This is a genomic window from Endozoicomonas sp. SESOKO2, from assembly GCF_024606245.1.
Classification (GTDB): domain Bacteria; phylum Pseudomonadota; class Gammaproteobacteria; order Pseudomonadales; family Endozoicomonadaceae; genus Endozoicomonas_A.
Genome location: NZ_JAHHPQ010000271.1, coordinates 1 through 1064 on the forward strand (window position 1 = coordinate 1; position 1064 = coordinate 1064).

Below are 1064 nucleotides of genomic sequence, written 5' to 3' on the forward strand. Positions count from 1 at the left end.
CTCATGTGTCGTTCGGATTTACTTTTCCTTGATGAGCCAACCAACCACCTTGATCTGGACGCTATTGTCTGGTTGGAAAGTTTTCTTAAGCGTTACCAGGGGACGTTGATTATCATCTCTCACGACCGTGATTTTCTGGACGCAGTGATTGACATTACCCTCCATATTGAGCATCGGAAACTGCACACCTATCGTGGTAACTATTCTGCTTTTGAACGGATGCGCTCTGAGCGTCTTCAACAGCAGCAGGCTGCTTTTGAAAAGCAACAAAAGCAGCGCGCTCACATGGAGACGTTTGTTGAGCGGTTTCGTGCTAAAGCGACCAAGGCGAAACAGGCACAGAGTCGCTTAAAAGCGCTGGCGAGACTGGAAGAAATAGCGCCGGCCCACGTCGATTCACCTTTCAGCTTCAGCTTTCCTGATCCTGAAAAAATGTCTTCACCACTGCTGACCCTCGACAAGGCGGAGCTGGGTTATAAAGGCAACACACTTATCAGGCTGAAACTGAATATCCTGCCTGGCAGTCGCATTGGTTTGCTGGGGGCTAACGGTGCGGGTAAATCAACCTTGATTCGGACACTGGCTGGAGAGCTTCCTCTGGTAGCTGGCCAGAGACATGATGGAGAGCACCTGAGAGTAGGATACTTTGCCCAGCATCAATTGGAAAAACTCGATGCCGATGCCAGCCCATTGCTTCATCTACAACGAATGTCGCCTGGGGCACGGGAACAGGAGTTGAGAAACTTTCTGGGCGGTTTTGGTTTTCATGGTGATAAGGCTCTGGAAACGATTGCAGGTTTTTCTGGTGGCGAACAGGCGAGGCTGGCCCTGGCTATTGTAGCCTGGCAAAAGCCTAACCTGCTGTTGCTGGATGAACCAACCAACCACCTTGACCTTGAGATGCGTCATGCTCTGACTATGGCTCTGCAGACATTCGAAGGAGCCATGATACTGGTGTCGCATGATCGTAATCTCCTGCGCAGTACTACAGACGATCTTTTTCTGGTCCATGATGGCCGGGTTGAAGCTTTTGAAGGCGATCTGGAGGATTATAGCGTCTGGTT

1 protein-coding gene is annotated in these 1064 nt (G+C 50.4%); it reads left to right on the forward strand.

The window, feature by feature from the left end:
* A partial coding sequence (locus KDK17_RS06310) for an ATP-binding cassette domain-containing protein (protein WP_257287622.1) occupies nucleotides 1-1064 on the forward strand: 1064 nt, incomplete at both ends.